The sequence below is a fragment of the Nonomuraea sp. NPDC004580 genome, assembly GCF_040609855.1.
Lineage (GTDB): Bacteria > Actinomycetota > Actinomycetes > Streptosporangiales > Streptosporangiaceae > Nonomuraea > Nonomuraea salmonea.
Genome location: NZ_JBEXLH010000003.1, coordinates 1 through 16816, shown reverse-complemented (window position 1 = coordinate 16816; position 16816 = coordinate 1). Strand labels below are relative to the sequence as shown.

Here is a 16816-nt window from a genome sequence, read left to right as displayed (position 1 = left end):
CCTCACGGAGAAGCGGCCGCCGAATGCTGCGCCCGTCATTCGGCCGGTCTGAAACCGACGAACCGAGTAAGCGCGCCAACAGGGCACGTCACCTGACGCACCGGTTCACCAGGGTACCGGATTAACGGGCCCCTAGGCGAACCGGACGGATCGTCGGAAGCTCGCCGAGTGCTACTCGGCGGACTTGGCTCGGCGCGAGCGTCGCCGCCCCCTGCCGGAAGTCTGGTTTGCCTGGTCGTCCTCAGCCGGGACGTCTTCAAGCGCACCGGTCACGGTATCACGGCCAGAGGTGTCCTTGGCCGCGGAAACCTTGTCCGAGACCGCCTTCTCGACCGCCATCTTGCCCTGCGTGCCGCGCGGCTCCGGCTTGCTCTCGACCGGCTCGGTCGAGACCAGCAGACCACGCCCGTTGCAGCACTCGCACGGCGTCGAGAACGCCTCCAGGAGCCCCTGCCCGACCCGCTTACGGGTCATCTGGACCAAGCCCAGCGACGTCACCTCGGCCACCTGGTGCTTGGTCCTGTCGCGGGCCAGGCACTCGAGCATCCGCCGCAGCACCAGGTCGCGGTTGGACTCCAGCACCATGTCGATGAAGTCGATGACGATGATGCCGCCGATGTCGCGCAGCCTGAGCTGGCGCACGATCTCTTCGGCCGCCTCCAGGTTGTTCCTGGTGACGGTCTCCTCCAGGTTGCCGCCCTGGCCGGTGAACTTGCCGGTGTTGACGTCGACGACGGTCATCGCCTCGGTGCGGTCGATCACCAGCGAGCCGCCGCTCGGCAGCCACACCTTGCGCTCCAGCGCCTTGCCGAGCTGCTCGTCGATCCGGTACGACTCGAACACGTCGCCCTGCTCGGCGTCCCACTTCGACAGCCGCTCGCCCAGGTGGGGCGCGACGTACTTGACGTACTCGTCCACCGTCTCCCAGGCGTCGTCGCCCTGCACGACCAGGTTCGTGAAGTCCTCGTTGAAGACGTCGCGAACGACCCGGATCGTCAGGTCGGGCTCGGCCGACAGCAGCTCGGGCGGGCTGGCCGACTTGGCCTTCTTCTGGATGTTCTCCCACTGCGCCGACAGCCTGGCCACGTCGCGGGCCAGCTCCTCCTCGGAGGCGCCCTCGGCCGCCGTACGCACGATCACGCCCGCGTTCTCCGGCATGACCTTCTTCAGGATGCTCTTGAGCCGGCTGCGCTCCTTGTCGGGCAGCTTGCGGCTGATGCCGGTCATCGACCCGTCGGGGACGTAGACGAGGTATCGCCCAGGAAGGCTGATCTGCGAGGTCAGCCGCGCGCCCTTGTGGCCGATCGGGTCCTTGGTGACCTGCACCAGCACCGACTGGCCCGACTTCAGCGCCGACTCGATCCGCTTCGGCTGGCCCTCCATGCCGACGGTGTCGAAGTTCACCTCGCCGGCGTACAGGACCGCGTTCCTGCCCTTGCCGATGTCCACGAACGCCGCCTCCATCGACGGCAGCACGTTCTGCACCTTGCCGAGGTAGACGTTGCCCACGTAGGACTGGCCGGCCTCGCGGTTGACGTAGTGCTCGACGAGCACGCCGTCCTCCAGCACCGCGATCTGCGTACGGTCGCCCTGGCGGCGCACCACCATCATCCGGTCGACCGACTCGCGGCGGGCGAGGAACTCCGACTCGGTGATGATCGGCGGACGCCTGCGGCCCAGCTCGCGGCCCTCGCGGCGGCGCTGCTTCTTGGCCTCGAGCCGGGTGGAGCCGCGCACGCTCTGCACGCCGTCGGTGGCGGTGTCGAGCGTCGTCGTACGTCCGGAGCGCGGCGCGCGGATGCGCACCACCGTGTTCGGCGGGTCGTCGCCGGCCGGCTCGGTGCCCTCCTCGGTGCCCCTGCGGCGGCGCCGGCGACGGCGGCGCGAGCTGGACTGCTCCTCCTCCTGCGCCTCTTCGGCCGGCTCCTCGTCGGTCTCCTCCTCGGACTCCTCGGCGTCCTCGGACTCGTCGCGCTCACGCGTCTTGCCGCGGCCCCTGCCGCCCCTGCGGCGGCGGCGGCGCCGGCTGCCGCCCTCTTCCTCCTGCTCGTCGGAGGTGTCGAGGTCGGTCTCCTCCTCGGTCGCCGTCTCGTCGACGACCTCCTCGACCTCTTCCTGCTCGGGCTCGGGCTCCGGCTCGGGCTTGCGCGTCACGGCCGGCTTGGCCCTGCTGGGGTCGGGCGCCTGGAACAGCGGCTCGAAGATCGCCGCAGGCCGCCGGAAAGCGGTGCCTCCCGGCTCGGTCTCCCTGCGCACGGTCAGCCCGAAGGGGTCGGCGAGCAGGCTCGGCCGCACGTTGTCCTCGTCGAGGTCCTCACCGGCGGGCTCGTCGTCGAGCGGCTCGTCCTCGGGCAGGATCTCGATGATGTCCTCATCCCGCTCGTCGACGTCCGCACTCTCCGCAACCGGCTCGGCCGCACCGGCCGCGTCGCCCGCACCGGCCGCCTGAGCGTCCCCGCTCGGCGCCGGCTCTCCGGCCTGGCCGCCGACGCCCTGAGCGGCCTCTTCAGCCTGCGTACCGGCCGCCTGGGTGCCTGCCGCCGCCTGCGCCCCCGCGACGGGCTCTGCGCCCGCCTCAGGCCCGCCCTCGGCGGTCTCATCGGCGGCGCGGGTCCTGCTGCGGCGCGTCGAGGTGGTGCTCCTGGTACGGGTCCGCGCCGTCCGCGTACGCCCGGCCGGAGCCGCCTCAGCGTCACCTCCACCTTCACCGGCCACGACGGTCGCCTCACCGGCACCCACCGCGGCACCGGCATCCTGACCACTCACCACAGCACCGGCATCCTGGCCGACGCCACCCTGGGCACCCGCCTCATCACCGGCGGACGCGGCCGCACCGGCGTCCACGGCGGACTCCCCTGCCGCCGGCGCCTCGGCAGCGGCCTCCGCCTTCTTACGCGTCCTGGTCCGCTTCACCGGCGCAGGAGCCTCACCCTCGGGCGGCTCCCCCTCGGCCTCCGCCTCGGCGGCCTTCTTCGTGACCCGCCGCCGCGTCGTCGTGGCGGTGGACCGCGTCCTCGTCGTCTTCTTCGGCTTCTCCTCAGCCGCCTGAACGTTCTCGGCCACGCTCTCGGCCAGGGCGGCCTCGACCGGGCTCTCCCCGGCGGCGCCATTGGCTTCGGCAGGCGTGACGACGGCAGCCGTACCGGCAGGACCGGTGGTCACCGCCGGCGTGTCGCTTGCGGAGGCGAGCAGCTCAGGCGCCGGCTCACCCGCCGCACGCTGGACGGCCTTGACCTGCACCGGTTGCACCTCGGCCACCGAAGGCGCCGCCTGGGCGGCGACGACGGTGACCGGCACGGACGCCGGCTCCTCCGGCAGCTCCGGCGGAGGACCCGCGGGCCTGCTGGAGCGGCGACGCTTGGTCACCTGCGGCTGTTCATTTGTCTCCCCGTCAGGGCCAGTGGCCCCGGCGTTGGGCTCGTTGTCGAGCATGCGGGCGCTCTCCCGTCAGCTCCCGGGCGCGTCGCCGCGCCGCGCAGGAGCCCTCGTGTCTCGTTGTCCGCCGGCGCGCTCATCGCGAGCGCGCCGGCGCCAAGTCCTGTCAGCGGTCGTGCTCGGCTCGCGCCGGGCACATCCTTAACCGGCGACGTGCTCACCCGCCGACGCCGCCTCGCCGCCGCGCGTGTCGTCGCGGTCCAGGCCGAGCGGATCGGCAAGCGCACCAGTAGTCGCGTCGAGCGGCCCCTGCGCCAGCCTGGTCACCTCGGGGGGAACCGGCGGCGCGAAGTCGGCCACAAGGCGCAGCCCTGTGAGCACATCGTCGGGTCGAACGGCAGGCGTCATGTGCCGAACAACCATGCGCAGTATGACACACGGCTCCTCGCGCACCTGAGCTGCGGTTCTGGCTGTTCCCTCGGACACCGTGAGCCCCAGGACGGCCTCCCGCGCGTCGAAGCGGCGGGGGCCCTTCTTGGTGAGGCGCTCGACTTCCACCGTGCCTGCCGCGAGGAACTTCTGCGCCGCCACCTCGGCGAGCTCGCGATCGGCACCGTAGAGCCGCACCTCCCAGTCGGAGACCTCCAAGCGGTCGGCCAGCCCCCCCGGACCCGCCTCCACAACGTCGAGCACATCGAGCCCAGGCGGCAACGACGCGTCCAGGTCCTGTCTGACCTGTACGGGGTCGCACGGCGCGGTAACACCGATCTCGAGGTATTCGGCTTCGCTGGCGACGCCGGTCGGCGCCGCGCCCGCGTAGGAGATCTTCGGGCGGGGCGAGAAGCCCGCGCTGTAGGCCACCGGAATGCCGGCACGGCGGACCGCTCTCTCGACGGCCCGCGAGATGTCGCGGTGGCTGGTGAAGCGCAGGCGACCGCGCTTGGCGTAACGCACACGCAGGCGCTGCACCGTGGGCGCGGGCGGAGGCCCTTCGGGAACAGGTTTCAGAGCTTGTCGTCCTTCCCTTGTAAGAGTTCCTACGTCTCAGGATAAGCCGCCCCGGCGCGTGAATGTGTACGCCGAGACACGGCTCGCCCACTGAGCGCGCTAGACCACCGTCAGAGGAAGGAGTTTCCGCCCTGTGGGGCCGATCTGGATCTCGGTGCCCATGGTGGGACAGACACCGCAGTCGTAGCACGGGGTCCAGCGGCAGTCCTCGACCTCGGCGCCGGAGACGGCCTCCTGCCAGTCCTGCCAGAGCCACTCGCGGTCGAGCCCCGCGTCGAGGTGGTCCCACGGAAGGACCTCGTTCTCCTCGCGCTCGCGGGTGGTGTACCAGTCGACGTCGACGCCCACCTGCTCGGCGGCCGTCATCCAGCGCTCGTACGAGAAGTGCTCGCTCCACCCGTCGAAACGGCCGCCGTCCTCCCAGACGGCCCTGATGACGGCCCCGACCCTGCGGTCGCCCCGCGACAGCAGCCCCTCCACGATGGACGGCTTGCCGTCGTGGTAGCGGTAGCCGATCGCGCGGCCGTATTCCTTGTCGCTCCGCAGCGCCTCGCGCAGTGCCTTGAGCCGCCGGTCGACGGTCTCGTGGTCGGCCTGACCGGCCCACTGGAACGGGGTGTGCGGCTTGGGGACGAACCCGCCGATGGAGACCGTGCAGCGGATGTCGCGGCTGCCGGTCGTCTCGCGGCCCGCCTTGATGACCTTTTTGGCCAGGTCGGCGATGCCGAGCACGTCTTCGTCCTGCTCGGTGGGCAGCCCGCACATGAAGTAGAGCTTGACCTGCCGCCACCCCTGCGAATAGGCCGTGGTGACGGTGCGGATCAGGTCTTCTTCTGTGACCATCTTGTTGATCACCTTGCGCATGCGCTCCGAGCCGCCCTCGGGCGCGAACGTCAGGCCCGAGCGCCTGCCGTTCCTGGAGAACTCGTTGGCGAGATCGATGTTGAACGCGTCGACCCTGGTCGAGGGCAGCGACAACGACGTGTTGCTGCCTTCGTAGCGGTCGGCCAGGCCCTTGGCGATGTCGCCGATCTCGGAGTGGTCGGCCGACGACAGCGACAGCAGGCCGACCTCGTTGAAGCCGGACTGCTTGATGCCGTTGTCGACCATCGCGCCGATCGTGGTGATCGAGCGCTCGCGTACGGGACGCGTGATCATGCCCGCCTGGCAGAACCGGCACCCGCGCGTGCAGCCGCGGAAGATCTCCACGCTGAACCGCTCGTGCACCGTCTCGGCCAGCGGCACGAGCGGCTTCTTCGGGTAGGGCCACTCGTCGAGGTCCATCACCGTGTGCTTGTGCACCCGCCAGGGCACGTCGGGCCGGTTGGGCGCGACGCGCTTGATGCGGCCGTCGGCGTGGTATTCGACGTCGTAGAACTTCGGCACGTAGACCCCGCCCGACTCGGCGAGCCGCATGAGCAGCTCGTCACGGCCGCCGGGCCGGCCCTCCGCCTTCCACTCGCGGATGACCTCGGAGATGGCGATGGAGATCTGCTCACCGTCGCCGAGCACGGCCGCGTCGAGGAAGTCGGCGATCGGCTCGGGGTTGAAGGCCGCGTGGCCGCCCGCGAGCACGATCGGGTCGTCCTCGCCGCGGTCGACGGCCCGCAGCGGAATGCCGGCCAGGTCGAGCGCGGTCAGCATGTTGGTGTAGCCGAGCTCGGTCGAGAACGACACGCCGAGCACGTCGAAGGCCCGCACGGGGCGGTGCGCGTCGACGGTGAACTGCGGCACGCCCTCGGCGCGCATGAGCGCCTCGAGGTCGGGCCAGACCGCGTACGTGCGCTCGGCCAGCGTGCCCGGCAACTCGTTGAGGATCTCGTAGAGGATGGCCACGCCCTGGTTGGGCAGCCCGACCTCGTAGGCGTCCGGGTACATCAACGCCCACCGCACGTCGGCGGAGTCCCAGTCCTTGACGGTCGAGTTGAGCTCACCCCCGACGTACTGGATGGGCTTCTGCACCTTGGGCAGCAGCGCTTCCAGGCGGTGGAAAATCGACTCGACAGGCATACGTCAAGCGTAGCGGCGCTCGAGCCCTGCCGTGTCCGCCCACCGGCCGCCACGCCGTCACGGGCGCTATTCGAACGACTGTCTGCGCACCTTGATGGCCTGCAGCAGCCCCACCGCGATGAGATTCGCGAAAGTGGCGGTGCCACCGTAGGAGACGAACGGCAGCGGCAGCCCTGTGATCGGCATGATCCCGATCGTCATGCCCACGTTGATGAACGCCTGGAACGCGAACCAGCACACGATCGTGCCCGCGACCAGCGTCCCGAAGCGGTCCTCGCACTGCCTGGCGATCTTCAGCCCGCGCAGCAGCACCACCCCGAGCAGCAGCACCACCGTGACGGACCCGAGGAACCCGAACTCCTCCCCCGCCACCGTGAAGATGAAGTCGGTGTGCTGCTCGGGCACGAACCGCCCGGTCGTCTGCCCGCCGCCGAGCAGCCCCTTGCCCAGAAGCTGCCCCGACCCGATGGCGATCATCGACTGCGTGCTGTTGTAGCCGACCCCGCGCGGATCCACGCTCGGATCGACGAACGCCGTGAACCGCGCCACTTGGTACGGCTCCAGCATCTGGAAGTAGAACACCGCGAACACCGCGCCACCGGCGGCCAGCACCATCAGCGCGATGACCCGTTTCCGCACGCCCCCGATGATCAGCCCGGCCGCCGTGATGACCGCGAGCACCATCGCCGTGCCCAGGTCGGGCTGGAGCATGACCAGCCCCATCGTGATGCCGGCCGCGACGAGCGCCAGCACGACGTCGAGCCCGCGCGGCCGGTCGGTGCCCTCGGCCGGTTGCGCCAGCAGCATCGCGATGATGAGCAGCAGCCCGACCTTCGCGAACTCCGACGGCTGCACCGCGAACCCGCCGCCCAGCAGGATCCACGAGTGCGACCCGTTGATCGTCGCTCCCAGCGGAGTGATCACCAGCCCCAGCCCGACCAGCGACAGCAGGAACACCAGCGGCGCGTACGCCCGCATCGCACGATGGTCGATGGTCGCGACCAGTCCGCACATCACCATGCCGATGGCCTCGTTGAGCAGGTGCTTCTTCACCAGTCCCGTGGACCCGGGCGCCCACGTCCTGGTGGACGACCACACCAGCAGCGTGCCGATGATGGACAGCCCGGCGACGGCGACCAGCATCAGCCCGTCGAGGCGCCGCACGGTCGAGTTCTCGCGAGCCATCCGCCGCAGGAGCGAGGGCCGCCGAATCGCCACCGTACGCGCGTTCACCCCGCCCCCCTCTCCCCACCGCCGGCCCCGCTCATCCCCCGGTCACCGTCCCGTCGGGCAGGAACCCGGGCAGCCGCGTCGTCAGCCGCCCGCCCGGCACCGCGGCCTTGCGCTTGATGCCGTAGATGCCCTCGTAGATCTCCCTGGCCGCCGGCGCCGCCGTCTGCGCGCCCATGCCGCCCTGGGAGACCATGACGACGACTACGAACTGCGGGTTCTTCGTGGGCGCGAAGGACGCGAACCACGAGGTGTCCTGCTTGCCCCAGACCTCCGCGGTGCCGGTCTTGCCGCCCACGCGCACCTTGTTCATCGGGAACCCGGCGAAGGCTCCCGCCGCAGTGCCGTCTTGGGCGACCTGGCTGAGCGCGTTCTTGATGTAGAGCCGTTCCTTCTCGCTCAGCGGCAGCTTGCCGACGACCGGCACCGGGATCGTACGGACGACCTTGCCGTCGGGCCGCACCTGCGCCCACCCGATGCGCGGGCTGCGCACCCTGCCGTCGCTCACCAGCGCCGCGTACGCCCTGGCCAGCTGCATCGGCGTGACGAGCACGTCGCCCTGACCGATGGAGAAGTTGGCCGAGTCACCCGGCCGCAGCAGGAAGCCCTCGGTGCAGTTCTCCAGCGCCAGCCGCTTGAGGAACTCCGCCCGCGCCTTGTCCTTGACCTCCGGATAGCCCCTGCGCGACCGCTCGCAGTTGATCGCGCTCGTCTGGTTCCACAGGTTCTTCTTCCACGTGCGGTCCGGGATGCGGCCCGACGATTCGCCAGGCAGGTCGACCCCGGTCGGCGAGCCGAACCCGAAGGCCCTGGCCGTGTTCGCGAAGATCTCCTTCGGCTTCTTCTTCGGATGGCGCCCGCCGTCCTTGAGGTATTGCTCGTAGGCCGCCTTGTAGAAGATCGTGTCGCACGACTTGACCAGCGCCGTGTGCATGCTGAGCGTGCCCAGCGGAATGCCGCGGAAGTTGTTGAAGGCTCGCCCGCCCACGTTGACGGAGCCGGGGCAGCCGTAGGTGCCGTTGATCGGGTAGCCGGCCCGCAACATCGACGCCACAGAAGTGATCTTGAACGTCGAGCCAGGCGCGAACTGCCCGTTGATCGCCCGCGACACGAGCGGCTTGCCCGACTTCTCCGACATCAGCCACTGGTAACCGCGTGCCGAAATGCCGCCCGCCCAGATCTCCGGGTCGTAGTTGGGCGCGCTGGCCAGCGCCACCACCCGGCCGGTGCGGGCGTCGAGCACCACGGCCGCCCCGCCGTCCGCCGACGGCGCCGACTTCATGGCCTTGCTCAGCGCCTTCTCGGTGACGTCCTGCACCCGCGCGTCGATGCTGGTCACCAGATGATCGCCGGGGATCGGCGTGACCTGCTCCTCGACCCCGAGCGCCTTGCCCATGCGATCGACCTGGACCCTGCGCAGCCCGGCCTTGCCGCGCAGCTCGTCGTCGTAGACGTATTCGAGCCCGTCACGCCCCGCCAGGTCGACCCCCGAGAAGGCGGCCTTGAGCCCCTCCCGCTTCTCCAGCTCGGCCTCGGTGACGGGCTGCAGGTAGCCGAGCATCTGCGCGCCCGCCCTGCCCAGCGGATATTGCCGCACGGGGTGGATCTCCGCCGTCACCCCGGGGAACTCCTCCTGCCGCTCCAGGATCTGCAGCGCCTCGCGGGTGTCGACCTTCTCATCCAGCGGAACCGGCTGGTACGGCGACCCCGTCCAGCACGGCTTGCCCACCCCTGGACCGCACGGCGTGATGCGCTGCTGCAGGTCGGAGACCGGCTTGCCGAGCACCTGCGACAGCTTGCGCAGCACGTGCACGCCGCCGTCCTTCATCCGCAGCAGCCGGGTCCTGTCGACCGAGACGACGAGCGCGGTCTTGTTGCGCACCAGCGGTCGGCCCCTGGCGTCGAGGATCTGCCCGCGCACGGCCGGCACGATCACCGCCCGCGTCCTGGTCTCGGTCGCCCGCGTCACGAACTCCTGCCCGCGTACGACCTGCACCTGCCACAGCCGCATCGCCAGCACGACCAGCAACGTCAGCACGATCACATGCAGCACCAGCAGCCGGGCCCGCATCCTGGTCATGTCGAGAACCTCGCCTGTCTGCCTCTCGTCGTCAGCCAGATCACGATCGGCGAGACCAGCAGCGTGTAGACGATCGTGACCGGCACCTGCTCGGTCAGCGTGGCCATCGTCACCCGGGGGTCGGAGATCAGGCCGCCCACGGCCGCCGCCAGCAGCGGCGCCATGAGCACGCACAGCACGACGGTGGTGACCGGCCCGCCCGCGCCGCGCCCGGCGACGTAGCCGACCAGGGCCAGCACGAACGCGTACTGCCCCACGAGGTGCGCGGTCGGCGGCATGACATCGACGAGCAACCCGGTGCAGAACCCGAGCACAGCGCCTGGCGCGGCCCCCCTGGTCAAAGCGATGCCGATGACGGCGAGCAGCACCAGATCAGGCGCGCCACCACCGGGCAACGCCACCCGATTGACCAGCATCACCTGCGCCAGCAACGCCAGCACCACCGAGAACCCGCCGATCACCACGCCCCCTTCCCATGACCACGCACCCCGCCACCGCCGGACGCGAACGGCTCACGCCCCGCCGCCAAGCCGCCTCCTCCGCAGGTCCCGTGACCGTGCAGGCGCCCCGTCATCGGGCCGTCTCCTTCGCCGGCAGCACCGCGTCACGCGGGTCCCGCTTCGGCGCCTCCACCACCACACCGACCACGTCGAGCGCCGTCAGGTCGGCATACGGCCGCGCGTAGGCGATGCGGGTCAGCTCGCCGGGCGTGGACTCCACCCGCTCGATCACCCCGATCGGCACCCCCGGCACGTACGGCCGCCAGTTCTGTGACCCGAAGCTGACGATCCGCCCGCCCCTGCTCATCGGCGCCGTCGAGTCGAGCAGCCGGAACTGCACCAGCCGCCCATGCTCCCCCACGCCGTGCACGACGCCGATCTCCTTGCCGCCCTCGAGCCGCGCGCCCACCGACGAGGCGGGATCGCTGAGCAGCACGACTGTCGACGTACGCGAGGTGGCGTGCACCACCCGCCCCACCAGCCCGTCGCCGTTGATGACGGTCATCTCCGGCCGGACCCCGTCACTGGTGCCCACATCGATCTGCACGGCGTCCTCGAACCCCGGCAGCCCGCGCCGCGCGATCACGCTGCCGGTGACCATCTTGTAGCCCCCGGTGCCGGCCAGCCCGATCAGCTTCTTCAACTCCTTGGACCGATCGGCGTCGAGCTTGCCCGCCACCAGCCCGGCCCGCAGCTTCGCGTTCTCCTCCTTGAGCGTCTCGATGCGCTCCTGAGCGGCCGGCGCGGTGACGATCGCGTGCAGGAACGCTCCTACAGGCCGCACCACCACGTTGCCGAACTGCTCCGCCGTGCCGAACAGATAGGCGCCGGCCGCCCGCAGCGGGCGCAGCGGTGAGCTGTCACCCGTGCGGTGGTCGACGGTCAGGATGACGAGTGCCGCCGCCAGCAGCACTCCCAGGATCAGCCGGGCACGGCGCGAATCTCTCATCAGTGCCGCGACTCCGGAACCAAGACCTGCTGCAGGGCCTCGAATTCCTCCGCGCACTTGCCCGACCCGATGGCCACTGAGTCGAGCGCGTTGTCGACCAGGTGGACCGGCATGCCCGTCTCCGCCTTGACCCGCTCGTCGAGCCCCTTGAGCAGGGCGCCGCCGCCGGTGAGCGCGATGCCGCGGTCCATGATGTCGCCGGACAGCTCGGGCGGGCACTTGTCGAGCGTGGTCTTGACCGCGTCGACGATCGCGTTGACCGGCTCCTCGGTGGCCTTCCTGATCTCTTCGCTGGACACGATGACGGTCTTCGGCAGCCCGCTGACCAGGTCGCGCCCGCGCACCTCCGCGTGCGACTCCTCGCCGATCGGGCAGGCGGAGCCGATGGCGATCTTGATCTCCTCGGCGGTGCGCTCGCCCAGCATCAGCGAGAACTCCTTCTTCGCGAAGGCGATCACCGCCTGGTCGAGCTCGTCGCCGCCGATCCTGATCGACTGGCTGGTGACCACGCCGCCCATCGAGATGATGGCCACCTCGGTGGTGCCACCGCCGATGTCGACGACCATGTTGCCGGTCGGTTCGTGCACCGGCAGCCCGGCGCCGATGGCCGCGGCCATGGGCTCTTCGACGATGTAGACCTTCCTGGCCCCCGCCTGGTAGCCGGCCTCCTTCACCGCCCGCTGCTCCACGCTCGTGATGCCGCTCGGCACCGCGATGATGATGCGCGGCTTGGCGAAATGGCGTCGCCGATGAACCCGCTGGATGAAATATCGCAGCATCCGTTCGGTGACGTCGAAGTCTGCGATCACGCCGTCCTTGAGCGGACGGACCGCGATGATGTTGCCTGGCGTGCGGCCGATCATCCGCTTCGCCTCGATGCCGACCGCCACGATCTTGCTGGTTGCCGTGTTGATCGCGACGACTGACGGCTCGTTGAGCACGATGCCGCGGCCACGCACGTAGACCAACGTGTTGGCGGTGCCCAGGTCGACCGCCATGTCACGGCCGAGGAACGCGAGCTTGCTGCCCATGGGGAACGGAGCCCTCCGTAACGTCGTTCGCGAGTGACTACGGAATGAATTCGAATCGTAACGTGACGTACCCACCGATGCGCGCAATGAGCCATCGCGCCCGTCAAAAATCTCCAGCCCCTACCTCAACCGCAGCTTTGCCCGGATTGCACCACAACATCCGATCGCAACCTGGAGCGGTCCACCCCGTGATCTCTCCGCACCCTACGGCAACCCGCCGGCAAAATCCCCGTCACCAACACCCCGCGCTCGCGATGTCAGAACCATACGCCGCCCCGCCGACAGAAAAGCCCGCGCAGCCGGAACTGCGCGGGCTCGAAGATGCGGATCGGTCAGAACCGGTCCGGGAAGAAGATCTTGATCTCCCTCGCGGCCGACTCGGGCGAGTCGGAGCCGTGGACGACGTTCTCGCCGATCTCGAGGGCGTGGTCGCCGCGGATCGTGCCGGGAGCGGACTTGACCGGGTCGGTGGCGCCGGCCAGCGCGCGGAAGGCCTCGATGGCCCGCGGGCCTTCCAGGACCATGGCGACGAGCGGCCCGGAGGTGATGAACTCGACCAGCTCACCGAAGAACGGCCGCTCGGAGTGCTCGGCGTAGTGCGCCTTGGCGGTGTCGGCGTCGAGGGTGCGCAGGTCCATCGCCACGACCTTGAGGCCCTTGCGCTCCACACGGGCGATCACGTCACCGATGAGGCCGCGCTTAACCCCGTCGGGCTTGATCAGGACAAGAGTGCGCTCGGACACGTGAGGTTCTCCTTCGAACATGGGTGTGGTCGCGGCTGCAGGCACCCGCCTGGCCGCGAGGTCGCGTCGCGGGGCACGCGCCCACGCGCCGCCGTAGCAGGGCCCTCAGCTTACCGTTACCGCGGCCCTGCCCTCGTTTCCGCGGCAGGCGCTCATCCTGACCCGGCATCCTCGGGCGACTGCCCAGGAGGAGGCACCGCCGGCTTGCCCGCCCCACCGAACGCCCCCCACTTCACGACGGGCGCCGCCACCTGCGGCGCATCGCCGTCAGCGCGGTCATCGTCGACCGGCGTACTGACGAGCAGCACGTCGCCCGGCTCGGACGGCCCCGCACAGGGCCCCTGCGGCACCGCAGGCTCCTTGCCGGGCCGCCGCGCCATCAGCGAGGCCAGCACGATGATCGCCACCACCAGGAACCCGCTGATCAGCGCCCACCAGTGCAACGCCCCCACGAACCCGTCGACCAGTTCCTGCGGCGACCGTACGCCGTCCAGCATCGCCATCTGCACGCCCGCGCCGAGCAGGAACCCGGTCAGCACGCCCGTGCAGCACAGCGTCAGCCCGTAGACGGCCGCACCGAGCCCGCCGTCCTGCAGCGCCGCCGTGATCGCGACCGCCGCCCCCACGGCGAGCAGAGTGAACGGCACCGCCAGCACCATCCCGTCGGCCGACGGCACCACCAGCCGTACCGAGCAGAGCCCGCCCACCACGGCGAGCAGCCCCAGCGGCGCGAGCCACCGCCCGCCACCCAGCCCGTGCAGCCGCACCGCCACCGCGGCCGCGATCGCGAGCACCCCGGCCACCGCGTAGGGCACCCACAACCCGCGCAGCCCCGGCCCGCCGAGCCCGCCCATCTCGACCAGCGTGATTTGAGCCGCACTCGGCAGCAGCACCACGCCGACGGCCACCATCGTGTACGCCGACACCCGCCGCACCGCGCCCCCGACGGACGCCAACGCCAGCAGCCCCGCCACCGCGAGCGCCGCCAGCAGGACGACGGCTCCGGACCGCCACCCCGCGCTCGCCGTGCTGACGGCCGCAGTCGCGACCACCGCGACCGGCGCCACGGCCAGCAGCAACCGCTTCAGCTCGCCGTTCTCGAGAGGGTCGCCGTCGGGCCTGCCGAGCACCAGCCACACGACCAGGTGCACCGCCGCCAGCGCCAGCGCGATGCCGGTGACCAGCGGATACGGTTGCAACGTCACCCGCCAGCTGGTCACCTCGTCGAGCGGCCACAGCGCGAGCGCCTGCGCAGTGAGCAGGCTGAGCGCGAACATGCCCGCCCACAACCCGCGCAGGACCGGCGCCCGGTGCCAGGCGGCGGCGAGCGTGACGGCGATGACGGCGCCGGAACCGGCGCCGCGCAGCACCCGCACCACGCCGACGACGAGCTCCGACGCCGCGTAACCGCCCGCCGCGTCGGACAGCGCCACCAGCGCGAGCGCGCCGACCAGCAGCGGCGCCGCCGGCACCCGCCGCATCAGCACCACCGCGAGCGGCACCGCCAGCATCAGCGCAGGCAGGGCGAGCCCGTGCGTACGCATGAGCCCGGCCTGGTCGAGATCGTCCGGCAGCAGCCCGGCGACGACCGAGAGCGTGTTGGGCACCGCGACCACCGCCAGGGGCAGCGACGTCACGATGAGGAGCCCGAGCAGGATGTCGAGCGACCAGGGTCGACTGAGGCGCGCCTGAAGCGGCGGCCGCGTGTCTGGGGGGACGGCCATACCGGCCGACTTTAGCGGGAAGTAGCGCCCTCGACACGGCGAGCGACGATAATCGCCGTGATCCACAGTGCGGCGAAGATCGCGCCGAGGAAGAACATGGTCGGTACGAGGAAGCCCGTGCAGATCGCCAGCACCTGCACGACGGTTCCCGCGACATAGCCGAACGGCCACTTGAGCAGGCCCGCGATGACCACGCACAGCACCGCGAGCCCAATGCCGACCGTCACCGCGAGCCCGGTCGCGACCCCGCCGCTGATCGCCACCGGCGTAAGAAGCCCGACCACGATCGCCTCCATGCCGAGCACGGTGCCGCCGAGCCTGCGCATGCCTGGGGTGACCTCGAACTTCATGACTTTCCGTCCGCTTTGAGCAGCAGCCGCGCATCGCCTGCCGTGACGACGGACCCGGTGATGAACACGCCGGTGCCGCTGAACTCGCCCTCGGCGTCAGCGATGCCGATGGCTTGGTCGATGGCGTCGTCGAGCCGCTCGACGACGTGGACGCGGTCTTCGCCGAAGAGCGGCACGGCCAGCGCCGCGAGCTCATCCACCGGCATGGACCTGGGCGAGGAGTTACGCGTGAGCATCACCTCGTCGAGGATCGGCTCGAGCAGCTCCAGCAGCGCCTCGACGTCCTTGTCGCGCATGACGCCGACCACGCCGATCACCTTGGCGAAGTCGAACGCCTCATGCAGCCCCTCCAGCGTCGCCTGCATGCCGCCGGGGTTGTGCGCCGCGTCGATCACCACCGTCGGCGTACGCCGCACGACCTCCATCCGCCCCGGTGACGACGCCTGAGCGAACGCCTGGCGTACCAGATCGACGTCCAGCGGATCGTCACCTCCGGTCAGCGCCTCGACGGCGGCCAGCGCGCACGCCGCGTTGCTCGCCTGGTGAGCCCCGTAGAGCGGGAGGTAGACGTCGTCATAGACGCCCTTGAGCCCGCGCAGGGTGATCAGCTGCCCGCCGATCGCCACCTCGCGGCCCATCACCCCGAACTCCAAGCCCTCACGCGCCACCACCGCGCCCACCTCGGCCGCCCGCCGCATCAGCACCTCGGCCGCCGCCAGCTCCTGCTGCGCGAGCACCGTGGTCTGCCCCGGCTTGATGATGCCCGCCTTCTCGGCGGCGATGCTGGGGATGTCGGGCCCGAGCCGGTCGGTGTGGTCGAGCGAGATGGGTGTGATGACGGACACCATGCCGTCCGCGACGTTCGTCGCGTCCCACGACCCGCCCATGCCGGCCTCGATCACCGCGACGTCGACGGGCGTGTCGGCGAACGCCGCGAACGCCATCGCCGTCAGGAGCTCGAAGAACTGGATACGCCGCCCCTGGGTGTCGGTCAGCTCGACGTACGGGATGATCTCCTCATAGACCTGCGCGAACCGCTCCTCACTGAGCGGTTCTCCGTCCACCGTGATCCGCTCGCGCATCGACACGAGATGCGGGCTGGTGAACCGCCCCACCCGCAGGTTGCGCTCCCGCAACAGCGCCTCGGTGAGCCGCGCCGTACTCGTCTTGCCGTTGGTGCCGGCGATGTGTATGACCGGATACGCCCGCTGCGGCGAGCCGAGAAGGTCAAGAAGGGCCGCGATCCGATCGAGCGTCGGCTCGAAATCCCACTCGACGCCACGATCCATGATCGCGCGTTCTACCGCACGATAGTCCACCCCTCAACCCTACTGACCCTCCACAGCAGTCCGTACGCCCCCACCCCACGCGCCCGGTCCCCGAAAAGCAAAAGGCCCGAACCCCTACCTCGGCCCGAGCCTTCATCCTCACAGCAACCACCGCACCACCCAGGACATCGCCTAACCGCCGACTGCCCCGAATACGAAACACCCCGGAGAACCTTCGCCAGCCCTCAAGCGCCGGCACCACCCGAAACGACCCCGGACATGCGGAAAGGGCCCCAACACCCCGTAAGGCGTTGAGACCCTTCCCCAAAGATTGTCCGGCGGTGACCTACTCTCCCACACCCTCCCGAGTGCAGTACCATCGGCGCAGGGAAGCTTAACTTCCGGGTTCGGAATGTAACCGGGTGTTTCCTTCCCGCCATAACCGCCGCAACTCTACGAAACAGCAACCGTTTGCTGTCTCAGAATTGCCTAGTGGACGCGAGCAAGACACCCTCCCACAGGAGGGTTTGCTTTGTGGTCAAGTCCTC

At 70.2% G+C, this 16816-nt stretch carries 12 protein-coding genes and 1 rRNA gene; all 13 read right to left on the bottom strand.

The genetic code is table 11. The annotated features are described in order from the left end of the window. Nucleotides 1-171: 171 nt before the first annotated feature. The gene (locus ABZW11_RS05305; protein WP_355412883.1) at nucleotides 172-3432 is read right to left on the bottom strand and encodes an Rne/Rng family ribonuclease; all 3261 of its coding nucleotides are present in this window, start codon (nucleotides 3430-3432) and stop codon (nucleotides 172-174) included. 144 nt (nucleotides 3433-3576) lie between these two features. After that, a complete protein-coding gene (locus tag ABZW11_RS05300; protein WP_355412881.1) occupies nucleotides 3577-4344 on the bottom strand; it encodes a TIGR03936 family radical SAM-associated protein in 768 nt (255 codons plus the stop codon). A 138-nt stretch (nucleotides 4345-4482) separates the two neighbouring features. After that, on the bottom strand, nucleotides 4483-6393 hold the full coding sequence (locus ABZW11_RS05295; protein ID WP_355412879.1) for a TIGR03960 family B12-binding radical SAM protein: 1911 nt from the start codon (nucleotides 6391-6393) through the stop codon (nucleotides 4483-4485). Between the two features lie 66 nt (nucleotides 6394-6459). Beyond that, on the bottom strand, nucleotides 6460-7578 hold the full coding sequence (gene rodA, locus ABZW11_RS05290) for a rod shape-determining protein RodA (protein WP_355412877.1): 1119 nt from the start codon (nucleotides 7576-7578) through the stop codon (nucleotides 6460-6462). 79 nt (nucleotides 7579-7657) lie between these two features. Continuing rightward, nucleotides 7658-9703, bottom strand: a complete 2046-nt coding sequence (gene mrdA, locus ABZW11_RS05285) for a penicillin-binding protein 2 (RefSeq protein WP_355412875.1) — start codon at nucleotides 9701-9703, stop codon at nucleotides 7658-7660. After that, nucleotides 9700-10164, bottom strand: coding sequence for a rod shape-determining protein MreD (mreD, locus tag ABZW11_RS05280; protein WP_345387952.1), 465 nt, complete (start codon nucleotides 10162-10164; stop codon nucleotides 9700-9702). Before mreD ends, mrdA begins: the two co-directional genes overlap by 4 nt. Nucleotides 10165-10273: 109 nt before the next feature. Further along, entirely contained in the window at nucleotides 10274-11152 is an 879-nt protein-coding gene (gene mreC / locus ABZW11_RS05275) for a rod shape-determining protein MreC (RefSeq protein ID WP_355412873.1), read from the bottom strand. Continuing rightward, nucleotides 11152-12183 (bottom strand): rod shape-determining protein, encoded by a 1032-nt coding sequence (locus ABZW11_RS05270; protein WP_345387961.1) that lies wholly within the window; start codon nucleotides 12181-12183, stop codon nucleotides 11152-11154. The genes mreC and ABZW11_RS05270 overlap by 1 nt, the downstream gene beginning before the upstream one ends. Before the next feature lie 332 nt (nucleotides 12184-12515). Beyond that, nucleotides 12516-12947, bottom strand: a complete 432-nt coding sequence (ndk, locus tag ABZW11_RS05265; RefSeq protein WP_355412871.1) for a nucleoside-diphosphate kinase — start codon at nucleotides 12945-12947, stop codon at nucleotides 12516-12518. 131 nt (nucleotides 12948-13078) lie between these two features. Further along, nucleotides 13079-14650 (bottom strand): hypothetical protein, encoded by a 1572-nt coding sequence (locus ABZW11_RS05260; RefSeq protein WP_355412869.1) that lies wholly within the window; start codon nucleotides 14648-14650, stop codon nucleotides 13079-13081. A gap of 11 nt (nucleotides 14651-14661) precedes the next feature. Then, nucleotides 14662-15000, bottom strand: coding sequence for a DUF4233 domain-containing protein (locus ABZW11_RS05255; protein ID WP_345387969.1), 339 nt, complete (start codon nucleotides 14998-15000; stop codon nucleotides 14662-14664). Further along, nucleotides 14997-16289, bottom strand: a complete 1293-nt coding sequence (locus ABZW11_RS05250) for a folylpolyglutamate synthase/dihydrofolate synthase family protein (protein ID WP_355412866.1) — start codon at nucleotides 16287-16289, stop codon at nucleotides 14997-14999. The genes ABZW11_RS05255 and ABZW11_RS05250 overlap by 4 nt, the downstream gene beginning before the upstream one ends. Nucleotides 16290-16601: 312 nt before the next feature. Then, nucleotides 16602-16718, bottom strand: a 5S ribosomal RNA gene (gene rrf, locus ABZW11_RS05245). Between the last annotated feature and the right edge of the window lie 98 nt (nucleotides 16719-16816).